Source organism: Tannerella forsythia (assembly GCF_003860135.1).
In the GTDB taxonomy this organism is placed as follows: Bacteria; Bacteroidota; Bacteroidia; order Bacteroidales; family Tannerellaceae; genus Tannerella; species Tannerella forsythia_A.
In genome coordinates this window covers 34,984-53,665 of record NZ_RQYN01000012.1, presented here as the reverse complement: position 1 = coordinate 53,665, position 18,682 = coordinate 34,984, and the positions used below count along the sequence as shown (strand labels likewise).

Here is an 18,682-nt window from a genome sequence, read left to right as displayed (position 1 = left end):
CCTAAATAATGAAGATATAAAAATGAAGAAATTAGTTCTTTTTCTTATCATATTCGTCTCGTCGGCTGGCATGCTGTTTGCCTATACCGAAAAGAACTTGTTGCAACGGAAAATTTCGGAGGAGAAGCTAAAGGATTGGCTCGTCTTGCGTCAACAATGGGTCGTTTACCCTGATTATACGGATCGCAAAGGGTGGGATGATTTGTTCGGCGAATTCAAAGATTTCTATATCCAACGTGGAGAAAAAGCGTTGGATTATCGCTGGCAGGTTATTCAAGCAACGGACTATCTGGAATACGAACGAAGCGGATCACGGAAGATCATGGAAAATCCGTATAACGAAAACGCCCAGACCCTGACCGATCTTTTTCTGGCTGAACTTGCCGAAGGGAAAGGACGCTTCATTGAACCTTTGGCTAACGGTGTCTTTTATTTCTGCGAGATGACCTCATGGACTCTCTCGGCTCATGTGCGGATGCAACACGACAAACGGACGCTTCCGAGCCATAAGGAGCATGTGATTGCCCTTGCCTCGGGCGAAATCGGTGCCGAACTTTCGTGGATTCATTACTTTTTCGGTAAGGAACTGGATAAAATCAATCCCCTCATATCCGAGCGGTTGCGTGATGAGATCGAGAAACGAATCCTGAAAACGTATCTCGACAGCGATCATTTCTGGTGGATGGCCATAAATTATAAGCCGGGAGATATGGTGAACAACTGGAATCCGTGGTGTAACTTTAGCGTGCTCCAGTGTTTCATGCTGCTCGAAAAAGATACCGACAGACTGGCCGAAGCGGTCTACAAAACGATACGATCGGTCGATCATTTCATCAACTACAGCAATGCCGACGGAGCCTGCGAGGAGGGACCATCCTATTGGGGACACGCAGCAGGGAAACTGTACGATTACTTACAGCTTCTTAGCGATGCTACCGGTGGACAACTTTCCCTCTTCGACGATCCTTTGATCCGCCGCATGGGCGAATATATCTCTCGCTCGTACGTTGGCAACGGCTGGGTTGTCAATTTCGCCGATGCTACGGCCCGACTTGATCCCGATGCCGATCTGATCTATCGGTACGGAAAAGCGGTAAACAGCACCGAGATGATGGCTTTTGCCGCCTTTCTCAGAAAGAATGTGCAGGCACCGCAAGCTCCGAATAACCGCCGGGACGTATATCGGACATTCGAAACACTACGCTATCGTCATGCGCTGAGCATGGTGACGCTACCTTATTCTACCCCGTCTACTACGTGGTATCCCGAAACCCAGTTCTGTTACATGAGAACGCGTGGCGGACTCTTCTTTGCCGGTAAGGGCGGGCATAACAACGAAAGCCATAATCACAACGATGTGGGTACCTTTTCGTTGTATATCGATGAGACCCCCGTACTGATCGATGCAGGCGTAGGTACTTATACTCGGCAGACATTCAGCAATGAACGATATACCATCTGGACGATGCAAAGTCTTTACCACAATCTGCCGGAAATCAACGGAACCCAGCAGGCATTCGGGGCGAAATATAAAGCGGAGCAGATGGAGTTCACACCGGCAAGCCGGACCTTATCGCTCGAACTGAAACAGGCCTATCCTCAGGAAACCTCCTCCATACATTCATGGAACAGAGTTTACCGGCTACGGGATAAACGACTCGAAATAGATGACCGTTTTTCGCTTAGATCGCCCGAAAAAAGGAACAGACTTCATTTCCTGACATGGGGGAAAGTGGATCGGAGTATGGATGGACAGATCGATATCGAAGTACAGGGGAAAAAAGCGCGTCTGTCGTACGATAAGAATGTGTTTGCCGCTTCTGTCGAGACGGTTACGTTAACTGATCCGCGTTTGTCGAATGTGTGGGGGAAAGAGTTGTACAGGATTACGCTTGAAGCTAAAGAGACGCCTCTAAGCGGTCATTATCGTATCGTCATATCGAGGAAATAATTTTTTCATTCGTCACAATACAAGATAGATATATTCAGTATGCAAAAGAAAGTCATCACCTTCGGAGAAATCATGCTTCGTTTAGCGACTCCGAATTATTTGCGGTTTATCCAGTCTACCGCTCTCGGGGCCACATTCGGTGGAGGCGAAGCCAATGTCGCCGTGTCACTCGCTAATTACGGCATCCCCGTTGAGTTCATTACACGTCTACCTCAAAATGAGATTGCCGAATGGTGCATCTCCGAACTGCGAAAATGCAATGTGGGGGTACGGCACATCCTTCGAGGGGGTAATCGCGTAGGTATCTATTTTCTGGAAACGGGAGCGGTAGCACGGCCTTCGAAAGTCGTGTACGACCGTGCCGGATCTGCCATGGCCGAGATTACGCCGGGAATGATCGACTGGAAAGAAGTGCTGAAGGATGCACAGTGGTTTCATTGGACAGGTATTACGCCGGCCCTCTCGCAGGGCGCGGCCGACGCATGCCTCGAAGCGATACGGACGGCCAATGAGATGGGCGTTACCGTTTCGTGTGACTTGAATTACCGGAAGAATTTATGGAAATACGGGAAAAAAGCTTCAGAAGTCATGCCCGCGCTTGTGGAAGGCTGTGATGTCATTCTCGGAAACGAGGAAGATGCCGAGAAAGTTTTCGGCATCCAGCCGGACGGTTTTCAGGCCGAGTATACCGGAGGTCAACTGGAGGCCGGAGAGTTCGAGTCCGTCTGTCGGCAGTTGATGCGGAGATTTCCGCGTGCCCGGAAGGTCATTATCACTCTGCGCGGATCGATCAACGCCAACCACAATACGTGGGGAGGATGTTTATATTCGGACAAACTGTATGCATCGCGTCGATACGACATTACGCATATCGTAGATCGAGTAGGAGGGGGCGACTCTTTTATGGGCGGACTGATCTACGGCTTGATCACCTACCCGAACGACGATCAGCAGGCGCTCGATTTTGCCGTGGCGGCGTCGTGTCTGAAGCATACCGTTTACGGAGATTTTAACCTCGTGTCGGTCGCTGAGGTGGAGCAGTTGATGAAAGGTGACGGTTCGGGCAGAGTCATAAGATAATATATCCAAATAACAAAAAATAAAACGATATGGAACAGTTTACATTAGAAGGTAAGGTTGCGCTCGTAACAGGAGCATCTTACGGTATCGGTTTCGCGATAGCGTCGGCATTAGCCGGAGCGGGAGCGACCATCGTCTTTAACGATCTGAAACAGGAGTTTGTCGACAAAGGATTAAAAGCGTATCAAGAAGCCGGGATAGAGGCTAAAGGATACATCTGCGATGTGACCGACGAAAAGGCGGTCAACGCGATGGTGGCACAAATAGAGAAGGAAGTGGGAACGATCGACATCCTGGTCAACAACGCCGGTATCATCAAACGCATCCCGATGCATGAGATGAGCGCCGAAGAGTTTCGACAAGTGATCGACATCGATCTGAATGCTCCGTTTATTGTGGCCAAGGCGGTTATTCCGGCCATGATCAAAAAAGGACACGGAAAGATTATCAATATCTGCTCGATGATGAGTGAATTGGGACGTGAAACCGTATCGGCTTATGCTGCCGCCAAAGGAGGACTGAAAATGCTGACACGGAATATTGCCTCGGAATATGGACAGTATAATATTCAATGTAACGGCATCGGGCCGGGCTACATCGCCACACCGCAAACGGCGCCGCTGCGTGAACTACAGCCCGACGGTTCGCGCCATCCGTTCGATTCTTTCATCATTGCCAAGACGCCGGCCGCACGATGGGGAACACCCGACGATTTGGCCGGGCCTGCTGTCTTTTTGGCTTCCAACGCTTCGGACTTCGTGAACGGCCACATCCTCTATGTCGACGGAGGCATCCTTGCTTACATCGGCAAGCAGCCTTAAGTAACAAGCGTTTTATGGTAATAGTATGGCACGATTCGATAAGGAAGAAACGATACGGACTATGACAGACACGGGGCTCGTACCCGTGTTTTGCAGTCGTGAGGTTGAAGTAGCCAAGCAGGTTATCCGTGCGTGCTACAAGGGGGGCATACGGGTTTTCGAGTTTACGAACAGAGAAGAGGCAGCTCACGAAGTGTTTGGAGCAGTGAGTCGGTGGGTCGTTGAGGCTTGTCCCGAGATGATTCTGGGGGTCGGTTCTATTGTGGACGCTCCAACCGCTTCTTTATACTTGCAACTGGGAGCTAATTTTGTTGTAGGCCCATTAACGAACCCCGATATTGCGAAGGTCTGTAATCGCAGGCTCGTTCCTTATATCCCGGGTTGTGGCTCAGTCTCGGAAGTGGGATATGCGCAGGAGTTGGGTTGCGATATCTGTAAGGTCTTTCCCGGCGATGTGCTGGGCCCCGGTTTCGTCAAAGCGCTTAAAGCGCCGATGCCGTGGTCGCAAGTGATGGTGACGGGAGGTGTCAAACCCGAAGAAGCGAATCTGAAAGCCTGGTTCGATGCGGGAGCGACATGTGTCGGGATGGGTTCCAACTTGTTTCCGTCCGAAGCCATAACTTCCGGTGACTGGGAAAAGATTACGGATATCTGTGCGCAGGCTTTAGGTGTTATCCGTGGAGTCTGGAAAGAGTAAAAAAGAGTAGGATAGTTAAAGTAGTAAAAGGTAGTAAAGGAGTAGAATATGAACATGAGAAACGAACAAAAGACAAATTACAGGTGGGTGATCTGCGCGTTGCTTTTCTTTGCAACGACGATCAATTACTTAGACCGGCAAGTGTTGTCGCTCACATGGGATGAATTTATCAAGCCCGAATTTCATTGGAACGAAGATCATTACGGAACGATCACAGGGCTGTTCTCGCTCGTCTATGCCGTCTCGATGCTTTTTGCCGGCCGGTTTGTCGACTGGCTGGGAAGTAAGAAAGGCTTCTTGTGGGCTATTGGCGTCTGGTCGGCAGGAGCGTGTATTCATGCGTTGTGCGGCATCGTTACCGAGCAATACACCGGACTCGCCTCAGCAGCCGAATTGGCACAGGCTACAGGCGATATCGCTGTCGTTATCGCTACGGTGAGCATGTACGCTTTTATCATCGCACGTTGTGTGTTGGCGATCGGTGAGGCCGGCAACTTCCCCGCAGCCATCAAAGTGACGGCCGAATATTTTCCGAAGAAAGACCGCGCCTATGCCACGAGCATCTTTAACGCCGGTGCGTCGATCGGCGCGTTGATCGCTCCGCTGTCTATTCCTCCTCTGGCCAAAGCGTTCGGCTGGGAAATGGCTTTTATCATCATCGGAGCATTGGGGTTCGTATGGATGGGATTCTGGGTTTTTATGTATGAAAAACCGGAGAAGAACGCGCGTGTCAATCAGGCCGAACTCGACTATATTCTTTCGGATAAAGAAACGGACAGTCAGTCCGCCGATGTGTCGGAAGAGAAAAGCTCGTTTGCCCGTTGTTTTATGCACCGACAGACGTGGGCTTTCGCGTTCGGTAAGTTTATGACCGATGGCGTGTGGTGGTTCTTCCTCTTCTGGATTCCGTCTTATCTGAACACGCAATTCGGTATCAAAACGACCGACGGACTCGGTATGGCGCTTATCTTTACGCTCTATGCTATTACGATGCTCTCGGTTTATGGGGGTAAACTGCCGACTATCATTATCGACAAGACCGGGAAGAATCCGTATGCCGCGAGAATGCAGGCCATGCTTATCTTTGCCTTCATACCTCTGATTGTGCTGATGGCACAACCGTTAGGTACGATCTCCCCATGGTTCCCCGTTATCTTGATCGGACTTGGAGGGGCGGCACATCAATCGTGGTCGGCCAATATTTTTTCGACCATCGGCGATATGTTTCCCAAGTCGGCCATCGCATCCGTGACTGGTATCGGTGGTATGGCAGGAGGCATCGGCTCGCTGATCCTTCAGAAGTCGGCCGGTAAACTTTTCGTGTATGCCGGTGAGACGAATCTGCAATGCTTCGGCTTCGAAGGTAAACCGGCCGGTTATTTTATCATCTTCTGTGTTTGCGCCGTAGCCTATCTGATTGGTTGGGTGGTGATGAAAAGCCTTGTACCGAAATATCGACCGATTGAAAAACTGTAGAGAAATCGCAGAAACATCAAAATTACGATATCGATAGATTCGTAATGAGTGGAAATATTTTAAATCAAAAATTCACAACATATACTAATTTAATAATGTGTGTTGTGAGTTTTTGATAATAATAAGCGTTACGAGTTAAAAATTAGAGTGTAAGATAGAGTTATTTCTCTTTTTTTCTTATCTTTCGTGCGATAAAATATGATTTTAATATCGATTATTATGGGAACTTCTATTTATTATGTTTTTTGTGCATTGTTTTTGCTTATAGCAATCCACTTTATTGTATATAAGGGTTTTAAGAGGTTCAAATGCTTTGTTGCTGAAAAAAGTGAGATGAAATCATTTTTGGAAACATCCATGGGAATAGTTTGTTTCTTGGGGTTGTATTTTGTTATAAAATATGTGGAAAATGCGATTCTAATCATTGCTTTATCTATTTTGTGGATGGGTATGTTATTATGGATAGATATACTGTTTTTTAAAACGAATATGCTTGTATTTAAAACGAATGAAATTGTTTGTCCATTTCGTTGGAAACTTAGTTGGGAAAATATTGAAGCATGGAGCATTGATAAAGAAAAACGTACATTGTTATTATCATCACAAAAAGGCAAATGCTTACATCGTTTTGATCATATAAGAAAGGAAGACATAGAAGCTTTGTATAATGAAATAGAAAGAAATAAGCTTATTTGTGAAAGTTGATAAATGTACTTAAGCTTTTTTTGGGGGGGGTAGGTTTCTATAGTTTTATTGGCGTTGTTAAACATATATAGTTATTTCATTGTTTAGCTTTAGAAAAAGAAGTTTTAGGGATATTTCTATTATGTGTTTCGCTTTGCTATAACACTTTCCTTTTCGTTTGAACCTTGCTAAATAATGCCTTATTCTACTATTGTAATCTTCGACTGTATAAGTTTCTGTCTTTGTTCGAATATGTTTTGCATGAGGGAGAAATCTTTATAACTAGTTCAATTGTCAGAATAATACACTAATGCAGGAATGTTTTTTATCTTCTTCCAAAGCTTTACTCCCGTATCTGTGCTTCTGTCTCCACAGACAAAAGAGATAAATCGTTTTCCAAATCGATCAACAGCAATTCATACCCGGCAGTAGTTTTTTTTGAACCGATATATGTGTGCATCTCATCTAATTCAATAACTGAAACGGGCTCCTCTTTTTGTGGTAAAGCAACCCTCAATGCAATCTTTACGATGATTTATGCTTCCACATCTTGGACAATCGATAGTTTTTTTAGTAAAGATGGTAGTGTTATATAAATTTGACAATGTTTTGCCAAAATTAATCTTGAAAAGTGGCTTAACGAACCTTTCACACCGCCTCCGGATGACAACAATTAAGAGCCAAGGGGGATTAAAACTCTTATTTTTTTCGTTGGGCTTTATACCTTAACGGGGTACCCCTCGCTCATAATTTATTTAGGACAACATTGCATCACGTGATGTTTTTTGTAAAAAAACAAGAGGCTGGGTAAGTCGTTGGGTGAACAAAGAGCAAGATTATATATTGTAATAAGGAATACAACATAAATTCTCTTTTCAATTCTCTGACTCCAGTCGAAAACATGTTATATAGCATGTGTGGTTGTTATTTTATTTTTAAAAAGAAATGAATATCTTTGTCGACTCTAAAAAAAACAGCTTGAAATAAAAGTGAATCGTACGAAGTAAGAGACGATGCTGATACGTAGAAATAGATACTTTTGCACATCATGGAAGTGCTTCACGAAGTCTTCATCTCAATTAATATTTGCAAATATTAACGGGGGGGGGGTAACCTTATTTAACCTTTTGGTCGGTTTTTCAACCGACGTTTCCGCTTTATTTTCTGAACCGAATTTCTTTTTTCTGATATCGCGCAGACCGAATTTTTCTGTACTGTCTGATGCGATAGTCCCTTCTTTTTTGTTTGGTCGAGAAAGGAGAGGCCGGTTGATGCGCCAAACATCGAATTTACCTGTCATATTATTTGAACAACAACATAGTATTTATTAAAAACAATGAAAGAATGAAACGTAAACATTCAATTTGTAAATGGAAAGGAATACTGTTTGCCTTGCTGTGGACAGTATCGTTGGGTGCGTTTGCTCAGACCATTACCGTACGTGGTACGGTGATGGACGATACGGGTTTAACCGTTATCGGAGCATCCGTTGTGGTAGAGAATAACCGCACGATCGGTACGATTACCGATATCGACGGGAAGTATGTATTGGAGAATGTGCCTTCCCAAGGCAAACTTACGTTCAGCTATATGGGGATGCAAACCCAAACTGTGGCGGTGGCCGGACGGACAACGATCGACGTGACGATGAAGTCTGACGACAAGGTGCTGGACGAAGTCGTAGTCGTAGGGTATGGTGTACAGAAGAAGGCGAACTTAACGGGTTCCGTTGCCTCGCTTCAGGCCGAAGCGCTTGAAGCGCGTCCGGTGGCGAGTGTTTCTGCCGCATTGGCCGGAACGATGCCCGGAGTAACGACGATTCAGAATTCCGGTGCGCCGGGAGCCCAGACGGGAACGATCACCATCCGCGGTAAGAACTCGATTAATGCGGCCAGTCCGCTGGTGATTGTCGACGGTGTGCCGGGAAGCATGAACTCAATCGATCCGCAGGATATCGAGTCGATTTCTGTTTTGAAAGATGCGGCTTCATCGGCTATCTATGGTGTGCAGGCAGCCAATGGGGTCATCTTGATCACCACCAAGAAGGGAAAGACCGGAGAGCGAGCACGTGTGAATTACTCCGGGTTGGTGTCGTGGGCAAGTCCTACGGCCCGTCTCAATTTCCTCGGAGCGGCCGACTATGCCGTCTTGTACAACGAAGCCACACGCAACGAAAATCCGAACGCTCCGCTTCCGTTCTCGGACGATGATATCCGGAAATTCCGCGATGGTTCCGATCCGATCGGTCATCCCGATACCGACTGGTACAATGCGGTGATGAAAAAGAGTGCGATGGAAACTCAACATAACGTATCCATCAGCGGCGGATCCGAAAGTACGACGTATATGGCCTCGTTGGCTTATCTCTTTCAGGACGGATTGTCGCAGGAAAAAAGCTACGACCGGTATAACGGACGTATCAATCTCGATTCGAAGATCAACAAGTGGGTAAGCGTAGGAATGAATGCTTCGGCCTATCGCGGAACCGATCAGGACGAATTTGAAGGATTCGCGTCGTTACTGCAATACGTGAACCGTATTCCCCCCACGTTAGGGATTTATGACAAAGACGGGAAATTCAGTTATAACAACCTGAATAATCCGGTTGCTCATCAGGGACGAACAGGGCTTTACCGTCAGATAGATCAACAACTGAATGCAACGGCTTACCTTACGCTGACTCCGATCGGAGGCTTGAGTATCAAAGGACTTTTCTCGTTGCGTCACGACGCTCGCGATCAACGCAAATTCAAGAGACACTGGAGTTACGGAACATTCGATTCGGGCAAGCGTGAAGGACATCACAACTATTATAATTGGAACTGGTACACGTCGCAGTTGCTGGCCAACTATAATAAAACGTTCGGCAAGCATACGATTGGCCTTTTGGCAGGTGCCGAACAGGTGGAATATACGTATCGATACACCGAAACGAGCCGCTCCGGCGGCGGAAGCGATGATCTTCCCGAATCGCTTAACACGCTCGATGCTTCGTCACAGAAAAATCTCGATGGCGGATATGAAACGGCACGTCTTTCGTATTTCGGACGCGTTCAGTATGACTACGAGAACAAATACCTGTTCGAAGCCAATATGCGTGCCGACGCTTCGTCGCGCTTCCCGAAGGACAATCGTTGGGGGCTATTCCCTGCTTTCTCGGCCGGATGGAGACTGTCAGAAGAAGCATTTATCAAAGACCGCTTGGATTGGCTGAGCAACCTTAAGTTGCGTCTGGGATGGGGTAGAACCGGTAACGAAGAATTGAAAAATAACGATATCTATCCGGCTGTTCCCACGTATGCTTATAATGATAAGGATCACTTGACAATGTTCGGCAATACGCTTTACTCGACGGTGCATGAGTCACGCTACGTGAATCCGAACCTGAAATGGGCGACCGTAACCAACTACGAGTTGGGACTTGAAGCCGCATTCCTTAACAACATGATCGGTTTCGAACTGTCGCTTTACAAAAAACGTACGAACGACATGTTGCTTTATCTGCCTATTCAGGGAGTAGTTGGGATGAATCCTCCGGCACAGAATGCCGGAAATGTGGAGAACACCGGATTCGATTTGAGCATTTTCCACAACAATCGGATTAACAAAGATTTTAGATATACCGTTAATTTCAATGTGGCTTACGTGAAGAACGAGATTACCGATATGTTCGGTACCGAAGGTGAAGACCCGGATAACAAAAAGATCTGGCGTCTGGAAGGACATCCCATCGGCTCGTTCTACGGATTCGTGGCCGACGGCTATTTCAATACCGAAGAAGAGTTGAAGAATCATCCTAAACGTTTGGGACGTGAAAAGCTCGGAGACATTAAATACGAAGACCTGAATAGAGACGGAAAAATCACGGCCGGTGACGACCGCAGGGTGATCGGTAAAAACTTCCCGAGCTGGACCGGCGGATTAAACGTGGGCCTCTATTATAAAGATTTTGACTTCTCGATGCTTTGGCAAGGGGCATTCGACGTCGATGCGTATTATACGATGGAAGCAGCCTATTCTTTTTTCAACAGTGGAAAAGTACTCAAAAGACACCTCGACCGCTGGACACCGGAGAATCACAATGCTTCGTATCCGCGTATCACCAGAAACTCACAGACGAACTATGCTGTGTCGTCATTCTGGCTGCAAGACGCTTCGTATGTCCGTCTGAAAAATATCTCATTCGGATATACGCTTCCCAAGCAGTTGCTTAGCAAAGCAGGTATCGACAGATTGAAAGTTTTTGTGTCGGGTGAGAATTTGCTGACTTTCTCCGGACTGGACGGATTAGACCCCGAATCACCCTCCGATACGCGAGGCGCTTTTTATTCGAACGTGAAAAAAGTTTCACTGGGACTGAAAATGACATTCTAATTAAAAAAACGATAAAATAATGAAAATAAAACATATATATATGGTCGTTACGATGGCCGTGTTGGGTATGACTTCTTGTGTAGATCTGGATCGTTATCCGCTCGAAGAGCTGTCGGACAATAGTTTCTGGAAGAGTCCCGATGATGCCGAAAAAGCGGTCTCGAACCTGTATACTTCACTTCCTTACTGGGACGTGGACGGTGCGATTAATTCGGACGATGCGGTGCACGGTATCAAATGGGCGGCCGGCAATATCTCGAAAGGGGTGTATGATCCGCAGGATTTCGGATGGAAAGGAAATTACGAAGTGATTCGTAAGGCTAATGTGGTGTTGAGCAAGATAGACCTTATTCCCAACTATGAAGCGGAAAAGAAAAATCGTGTGCTCGGACAGGCTTATTTCTTCCGCGGATTCCAGTATTTCGATCTGATACGCAGTTTTGGCGATGTGCCTTATATCGACAAGCCGTTATCGTTAAGCGATCAGGAAGGTATCGTGCGTACTCCCCGCGAAGAGGTGTATGGAAAGGTGATGCAAGACTTCGACAAAGCCATTGAATATTTGCCGAAATCGTGGAAAGCGTCGGAATATGGCCGAGTAACCAAAGGTGCGGCGCTGGCCATGAAAGCTCGTGCGGCATTGTATTACGGCAAGTGGGATGTGGCTGCCGAGAGTGCGAAGAAGGTTATGGAGCTGAATGAATACTCGTTGTATGATGAGGAGAATACCGGAAAGTATCAGGAACTGTTTTGGGAGAAAGCCGACGGATGCAAGGAGTTTATTCTGGTTAAACAATTCAAGGAGGCCGAAAATTCGTGGTATCTGATCGGTTGGGAAGCATTCCCGACGAAAGGATGGGGCGGTATCAACCCGACACAGAGCTTGGTCGATGCTTTTGAAGATATCGAGGGCGCTCCGATTGCCAAGTCGAAGCTCTACGATCCGAAAAAACCGTTCGAAAATCGTGACCCGCGCTTGGAAGTAAATGTGTTGCATCATGGGGAAACCATGTACGGCGTTACGATTAACGTGGCTCCGTTGAAATCGGCAGCTCCGACCGGTATCGGTCAGCACGGAGATGCTACGGCTACCGGTTATTATCAGCAGAAATGGCTTGATCCGTCTATCGATCCTTCATCGAAAGGCTGGGATATGGGGAAAGACGCCGTGGTGATTCGTTACGCAGAAGTGTTGCTGACGTATGCTGAGGCTAAGAATGAGTTGTCGCCGTTGGACGATGAAGCCTTCAAGGCAGTGAACGCCGTACGTAAACGTGTGGGCATGCCCGAACTGCAAAAGACCGATGCCGGTAAACCGACGTATTGTGCGACACAGGACGATTTGCGCCAACGTATCCGTAATGAATGGCGTGTGGAGTTTGCGCTCGAAGGAGGCAAACGTCAATGGGACATTCGTCGCTGGGGCATTGCCAAGAAAGTGCTCAACGAACCGTTCTTGGGGCTGAAGTACAAGTTGGTCGATTCGCCCGATGCGAAAAAGGAAGACGGAGGAAAGATTTGTATTCTCTACGAAGGAGAGAATGTCAAATTGACCGGCAGCAAGTACGAAGATCATAACTATCTCTATCCGGTTCCGCAGGAAGAGCGTGATTTGAACAAGGCTTTGACGCAAAATCCGGGCTACCCGAATTAAAGCGTTCGAGCCCATATAAAAAGGCTGTCCTTCAATTTTTTTTGTAGGGCAGCCTTATTCACTTTTTTATCATGCAATGAAATATTTGAAATACGTTCTGTTCGGCCTGCTTTTCCTCGTTTATTTTACGGTATATCGGGGCGCGTTGTCACACGTGATTACGTATCATGAGCAACATCACCTGTTTCTTTTCTCCGCCTCGTATTGGCGGCAGACCCTTGCCTCCGAAGGCTGGCTGGAATATGTCACGAACTTTGTCATCCAATTCTTTTACTATCCGGTAGCAGGAAGCGCTGTATTGGCATTTATGCTTGCTTCCGTTTATTTTTTAACAGACCGCATCATCCGAAGATTCGTAGCAGGGGAGGATCCGTTGCAACTGGCCGTTGTGCCTTCGCTTTGCCTTTTCTTTTATACCATGCCTGTCGATCATTCCCTCAAAACGGTCGTGGGTGTGTTCCTACTTTTGTTCGTGATCAATCTACTGCTGCTATTTGTGAAACCAAAACGAAAAATCGTCCGTTGGCCGCAGCCGTTCGGCCGTCACGGACGCATTTGGCTGACTGTAATTCTCCTAACCGTATACGCGGCAGCTGGCTATGTGTTCTTTTTGAAATCGTATTCCGTAGGTGAGCGTATCATGCTCAAGGCCGAGCAGGCAGCCAAGGCCGGAGATTGGGAGAAGGTACTGGAATATACCGGAAATTATCTCGGTCGGGGAAGGAGCAATCAACTGATCGCTTATTTTCACAATCTGGCATTATACCATACCGGCACATTGCCTGATCGCTTGTTCGACTATCCGCAGGCATTGGGAGTCAAGAGCCTGTATTTTCCATGGGATGGGAATAGTCGTGAGAGTGAATACGGATACTTGCTTTATGAGAAATTGGGCTACCTCAACGAGGCGCATCGCTGGGAGTTCGAGGCGATGGTCGTGTGGGGAGAGACGGCTCCGCACCTGCTTAATCTGGCGCGTTATAACCTCTCGAACGGTCGTCCGCGCGTCGCGCAGCGTTTTATCAATCTGCTTAAGCAATCGCTCTTCTACCGCGACGAAGCACTCCGACTTGAACAGCAGACAGGGAATCCCGATCATGCGCTGCCCCGAAATGCGCTGAGAAATACGGAAGATGTACCGGCACGTTTTGCGAATGTACTGAATCTCGGCCCCGAACTGCAATATTTGTGCGAAAAAGATTCTACCAATCGTATGGCCTTCGAATATCTGATGAGCCATTTACTGCTGAGTAATCACGTGGAGCGGTTTGCTCGAAATCTCCCACTCATGCGCCGTTTTGCTTATCCTCGCTTACCACAGGCTTACGAGGAAGCTCTTTATATTTACGAATTGGGCGTAGGTCGGGAGAAGGTGTTTGAGATGACCGGCCTTACCGTCAGTGAAGATACGAAACGCCGTTTCGAACGTTACTATCGTCTGGCAGAAGCCCGGCAGATGGAGACTTTACAAGCCGAGTTCGGGAAAACGTACTGGTTTTACCTCAATTATATCAGTCCTTATGGTCCTAAAGTGATCCGTGATTAAAAAAACAAATTTAAAAACAATCGATATGAACACTCGATCTATTCCATACTTTCTGTTGCTAACCGCCTTCATGTTTGTCGGATGCGTTTCCTATCGTGCTCCCGAAGCACATTGTGAAGCACAACCCCGAATATATCCCGATTATGCCGGCGTTACTTTTCCCATCAATATAGCTCCGCCCAATTTCATCATCCGTGATACGGCGGAGGCTTATCAGACAGAGATTGGTTATGCGGAAACCGTGGCGATCCTCATTCGTAGCAAAGATCGGACGGTGCATATCCCCGAAAAGAAATGGAATACTTTGCTGAAAGAGGCACAGGGAAAGGACATTTTCTTTCGTATCAGTTTGCTGAAAGAAGAAAAGTGGATACGTTATGCGGATATTATCAACACGGTTTCCGAGCGTCCCATAGACCCTTATCTCGTTTATCGCCTGCTGTATCCCGGGTATGAATTGTGGAACGAAATGGGAATCTATCAGCGAGATTTGACGTCGTATGAGGAGACTCCGCTGCTGGAAAACCGCGACTTCGGCAAACAGTGTGTGAACTGCCATTCGTTTACTCTCAACTCACCGGAGACCATGATGCTGCATATCCGTGGAAAGCAGGGAGGAACACTGATCCGTCGCAACGGGCAGACGGAGAAAGTGAATCTCAAACCGGAAGAATATAAAAACGGTGCGACGTATCCGGCTTGGCATCCGCAAGGACGTTACATCGCTTTTTCGATGAATGAGATCCAGCAGTTCTTTCACGCTTCGGGCAAGAAACCGATCGAAGTCTCCGACCTCGATGCCGACCTTGTGATTTATGATACGCAAACTCGAAAGATGTTCACCGACTCGCTCGTTTATACACGAGACTATATGGAGACTTTTCCCGCATGGTCGCCCGACGGAACGACGCTTTATTTTTGTCGTGCGGAAGCTTATGCACCCGGAATGCCGCTCGACAGCATCCGGTACGACTTGTATCGTATTCGTTTCGACGAAAAAGAGGAACGTCTGCATGATCTTGAATGCGTCTATCAGGCGTCTGCAGTCGGTCGATCCGTTTCTTTCCCGCGTGTCTCGCCCGACGGACGATATTTGATGTTTACGCAGTTCGATTATGGGAACTTCTCGATCTGGCATCCTGAAAGTGACTTGTATCTGATGGATTTGCAAAGCGGAACGATTCGTGTGCTTGACGAAGTGAACAGCAACGATGTGGACAGTTATCATACGTGGGCTTCGTCGGGTGATTGGTTTGTCTTTAGCAGTAAACGTATGGACGGACTTTGGGCACGTCCTTATCTGGCCGCTTTCGACCGTCGTACCGGACGTGCCGGAAAGCCTTTTCTGCTTCCGCAGAAAGATCCGGAGTTTTACGATTCGTTTACGTACACGTATAATGTCCCGGAATTGATTAAAGCACCGGTAGAGAATAACAAAGACTTTTTGGAAGCTATCGGTCGGACAGCGCTCCGAACGACTCGTTGAGATGGCTGAAAATAGAGAGAAATAGCGCCTTTGACGCCTCCGGGAAGTTTCCGTACGATTTATTACGCTCTCTTCCGATGCCGGGAAGTCTCCGTAGAGTTTATTAGGCTCTCCACTGATGCAGGGAAGTCTCCGTAAGGTTTATTACGCTCTCTGCCGATGCCGGGAAATCTCCGTAGAGTTTATTAGGCTCTCCGCCGATGCCGGAAAATCTCCATAGAGTTTATTAGGCTCTCTGCTGATGCCGGGAAGTCTCCGTAGGATTTATTATGATCTCTTCCGATGCCGGGAAATCTCCGTAGAGTTTATTAGGCTCTCCGTTGATGCTGGAAAGTTTCCGTAAGGTTTATTATGATCTCTGCCGATGCCGGGAAATCTCCATAAGGTTTATTATGATATCCGCCGATGCCGGAAGTCTCCGCGACGCATCAGGGGTAGCTCTCATTATACCGTCCTCAATTGGGTTTTGATGCGTCAGCTCCCGAAAAATCCGGGTTAGATGAAAGTTTGATGATAAAAATAATTACCTTTGCCCCCGAATTTATATAACAGGGGTGCCTTACTTTTACAGGCTGAGATCATACCCTTACACCTGATCCGGGTAATGCCGGCGTAGGAAGATGTAGGTTTTTTGTCTCTTTTTTTACTGTATATTTCGTAGCTCCCCATTTTATTTAATAATGATAAAGAAAATGAGGAAGATTTTTTATGGAGTGGCCGGCTTATTGCTGTCCGGCGTATCGGTGATGGCTCAGGAAAGGGTCGATTCGACAAGTGTGTATGAACTCAACGAGGTGGTTGTTTCGGCCGTGCAGGCGCGGAGAGAGACGCCTGTCGCGTTTCGTAACGTATCGGCGGCAGAACTGAAGGCTAACAATATGGGGCAGTCTTTGCCCTATTTATTTATGCAAACACCATCGGTCGTTGTCACTTCCGACGGTGGAAATGGCATAGGCTACGCATCCATGCGCGTGCGTGGTACGGATGCGAACCGGATCAATTTTACGGTCGACGGTGTACCTGTCAACGATTCGGAGAGTCATGGTGTTTTTTGGGTCAATATGCCCGATTTCGCTTCGTCGGTCGAAAATATTCAGATTCAACGCGGGGCAGGGACTTCGACCAACGGTGCGGCCGCTTTCGGAGCGACTGTCTCGATGCAGACTCAACGTCCATCGCTCAAACCGTACCTCGAAGTCGTTTCGTCGGCCGGTAGTTTCGGTACATTCACGAACACGTTCCGTGGCGGGACAGGACTGCTTTGGGATCATTTCGTGTTCGATGCGCGCTATTCGAACGTGCAGACGGATGGGTATATCGAACGTGCCCGGGCGGACATGAATTCGTATTACGGCTCGGCTGCTTATTACAACGGCGGAACAATGATCAAGTTCCAGACTTTCGGAAGCAGCGAAGTAACTTATCAGGCATGGAACGGGGTTGATTCGGCCAAACTCAAAACAAACCGTCGCTATAACAGTTGCGGAGCTTATAAGGAGAACGGCGAAACAAAATTCTACGATAACCAGACGGATAACTATTGGCAGCATCATTATCATTTACTCGCTACACAACGTCTCAGCGACCGGCTGAACCTGAACGTAACGCTGCACTATACCGATGGGAAAGGATATTACGAAGACTACAAGGCCGGTGCGAAGTACGCATCATATAAATTGGACAATTATGTGGACAACAAGGGTAAGATTCACAAGAAAACTGACCTCGTGCGTCGCAAATGGTTGAGAAACGACTTCTACGGCGCCTTGTTCCGGATGAATTATACGCACGATCGGTTGCAGGCTTCTTTCGGCGCATCGGCCAATAATTACATCGGCGATCACTTCGGACGTGTGATGTGGGTTAAGACATCGGCCGGACTGCCGAAACCCAACTACGAGTATTACCGCAACCGTGGCGAAAAACTCGATTATAACGCTTACGTGAAAGCTACGTATCGTTTCTTGCCTTCGCTGAGTGCCTACGCCGACCTGCAATATCGCGGCATCAATTACCAAATCGACGGAAGCGATGATAAAGCCGGCGATAATGTGCATGTAAAGAAAACCTTCTCGTTCTTCAACCCGAAAGCCGGTCTTTCGTTCGAGCGAAACGGACATCATGCTTATGCTTCGTTCGCTGTGGCACACCGCGAGCCGAACCGCGATAACTTCACCGAAAACGGTCCTTCGGCACAGCCTACGTACGAAACGCTTTACGACTACGAAGCCGGCTATCAGTACACGGGAAGCATCTTCCGTGCCGGTCTCAACTTATACTATATGGATTATGACAATCAGTTAATTCTTACCGGCAAAATCAGTGAAATCGGAGAGCAGCTGACCTCGAACATCAAAGACAGCTACCGGATGGGTGCCGAGCTGAGTGGAGGCGTAAAGGTCGCATCGTGGCTCGATTGGAACGGACACTTGACGTTGAGCAGTAATAAAATCCGCAATTTTACGGAGTATGTCGATACGTACGATGCGAACTGGAATGACTTGCCTCAAACTTCGAAAAATCTCGGCACGACCGATATCGCTTTTTCTCCGAACCTCACGTTTGGAAGCACCTTTGCCTTCCATTGGAAGGGCTTTTCGGCAGCCTTCATGTCGTCGTACGTCGGTCGCCAGTATCTCGACAACACCTCGTCGCGTTTGCGCAGTTTGGATCCGTATTTTGTCAATGATTTGCGCATCGGGTACACGTTCCGTCCCCGTTTCATGAAAGAGATCGGACTCGACTTGAATATCCGCAACCTCTTTAACGAAATGTACGAAACGAACGGCTGGACATACAGTTATATCCTCGATGGGAAACGTATGACAGATTCCGGATACTTCGCACAGGCCGGAACGAATATGATGGCGCGTGTAACGCTGAAATTTTAAGCGAATAACCTGCTTTTCCACC

Annotated in this window: 12 protein-coding genes and 1 riboswitch; of the genes, 11 read left to right on the top strand and 1 reads right to left on the bottom strand. The window is 47.5% G+C overall.

Annotated elements, in window-relative coordinates; all coding sequences use genetic code 11:
- Positions 1-22 precede the first annotated feature (22 nt).
- The 6 genes from EII41_RS04980 (at position 23) to EII41_RS04955 (ending at position 6,730) form a co-directional block, all read left to right on the top strand.
- Complete coding sequence (locus EII41_RS04980) at positions 23-1,951, top strand: heparinase II/III family protein (protein ID WP_124789680.1); 1,929 nt, start codon at positions 23-25, stop codon at positions 1,949-1,951.
- Positions 1,952-1,990: 39 nt separating this feature from the next.
- Positions 1,991-3,031 carry a sugar kinase gene (locus EII41_RS04975; protein ID WP_124789679.1) on the top strand — a complete coding sequence of 347 codons (1,041 nt, stop codon included), beginning with the start codon at positions 1,991-1,993 and terminating at the stop codon, positions 3,029-3,031.
- Positions 3,032-3,060: 29 nt separating this feature from the next.
- On the top strand, positions 3,061-3,852 hold the full coding sequence (locus EII41_RS04970; protein ID WP_124789678.1) for a gluconate 5-dehydrogenase: 792 nt from the start codon (positions 3,061-3,063) through the stop codon (positions 3,850-3,852).
- A gap of 25 nt (positions 3,853-3,877) precedes the next feature.
- Complete coding sequence (locus EII41_RS04965) at positions 3,878-4,549, top strand: bifunctional 4-hydroxy-2-oxoglutarate aldolase/2-dehydro-3-deoxy-phosphogluconate aldolase (protein ID WP_124789677.1); 672 nt, start codon at positions 3,878-3,880, stop codon at positions 4,547-4,549.
- A 48-nt stretch (positions 4,550-4,597) separates the two neighbouring features.
- Positions 4,598-6,025, top strand: coding sequence for an MFS transporter (locus EII41_RS04960; protein WP_124789676.1), 1,428 nt, complete (start codon positions 4,598-4,600; stop codon positions 6,023-6,025).
- Positions 6,026-6,358: 333 nt separating this feature from the next.
- Positions 6,359-6,730 (top strand): hypothetical protein, encoded by a 372-nt coding sequence (locus tag EII41_RS04955; RefSeq protein WP_124789675.1) that lies wholly within the window; start codon positions 6,359-6,361, stop codon positions 6,728-6,730.
- Positions 6,731-7,784: 1,054 nt separating this feature from the next.
- On the opposite strand, the gene EII41_RS04950 is transcribed toward EII41_RS04955, so the two are convergent.
- On the bottom strand, positions 7,785-8,009 hold the full coding sequence (locus tag EII41_RS04950; protein WP_124789674.1) for a hypothetical protein: 225 nt from the start codon (positions 8,007-8,009) through the stop codon (positions 7,785-7,787).
- 44 nt (positions 8,010-8,053) lie between these two features.
- Between EII41_RS04950 and EII41_RS04945 the strand changes: the two genes are divergently transcribed.
- From EII41_RS04945 to EII41_RS04925, 5 genes are all read left to right on the top strand, one after another.
- Positions 8,054-11,083, top strand: coding sequence for a SusC/RagA family TonB-linked outer membrane protein (locus EII41_RS04945; RefSeq protein ID WP_124789673.1), 3,030 nt, complete (start codon positions 8,054-8,056; stop codon positions 11,081-11,083).
- Between the two features lie 19 nt (positions 11,084-11,102).
- Complete coding sequence (locus tag EII41_RS04940) at positions 11,103-12,737, top strand: RagB/SusD family nutrient uptake outer membrane protein (RefSeq protein ID WP_124751087.1); 1,635 nt, start codon at positions 11,103-11,105, stop codon at positions 12,735-12,737.
- A 76-nt stretch (positions 12,738-12,813) separates the two neighbouring features.
- Positions 12,814-14,283, top strand: a complete 1,470-nt coding sequence (locus tag EII41_RS04935; RefSeq protein ID WP_124789672.1) for a DUF6057 family protein — start codon at positions 12,814-12,816, stop codon at positions 14,281-14,283.
- A gap of 25 nt (positions 14,284-14,308) precedes the next feature.
- The gene (locus tag EII41_RS04930) at positions 14,309-15,769 is read left to right on the top strand and encodes a TolB family protein (protein WP_124751089.1); all 1,461 of its coding nucleotides are present in this window, start codon (positions 14,309-14,311) and stop codon (positions 15,767-15,769) included.
- A gap of 540 nt (positions 15,770-16,309) precedes the next feature.
- Positions 16,310-16,405: riboswitch (TPP riboswitch) on the top strand.
- A gap of 56 nt (positions 16,406-16,461) precedes the next feature.
- Positions 16,462-18,660: a TonB-dependent receptor gene (locus tag EII41_RS04925; RefSeq protein WP_124789671.1), complete on the top strand. Its 2,199-nt coding sequence runs from the start codon at positions 16,462-16,464 to the stop codon at positions 18,658-18,660.
- Positions 18,661-18,682 lie beyond the last annotated feature (22 nt).